The sequence below is a fragment of the Staphylococcus sp. TCBT05 genome (genome assembly GCF_055179755.1).
This window is the reverse complement of sequence record NZ_JBUQDQ010000034.1, coordinates 1-278: the sequence shown is the minus strand read 5'-3', so window position 1 is coordinate 278 and position 278 is coordinate 1. Positions and strand designations below refer to the sequence as shown.

At 45.7% G+C, this 278-nt stretch carries 1 rRNA gene; it reads left to right on the top strand.

The features are described from left to right. Nucleotides 1–90: 90 nt before the first annotated feature. A 16S ribosomal RNA gene (locus ACY191_RS06975) occupies nt 91–278 on the top strand; the annotation flags it as partial.

Sequence of the window (278 nt, the reverse complement as noted above, 5' to 3'; positions counted from 1 at the left end):
TGATTCAATTCAAGACAACAAGCATTTTTAACAAGCAAGCAATATGCTAGCAAACAAATTGAGCTTAACAATCGCGAGATTGTTCGAACTTTTTATGAGAGTTTGATCCTGGCTCAGGACGAACGCTGGCGGCGTGCCTAATACATGCAAGTCGTACGCTTCTTTTTCCACCGGAGCTTGCTCCACCGGAAAAAGAAGAGTGGCGAACGGGTGAGTAACACGTGGGTAACCTGCCCATCAGAAGGGGATAACACTTGGAAACAGGTGCTAATACCGTA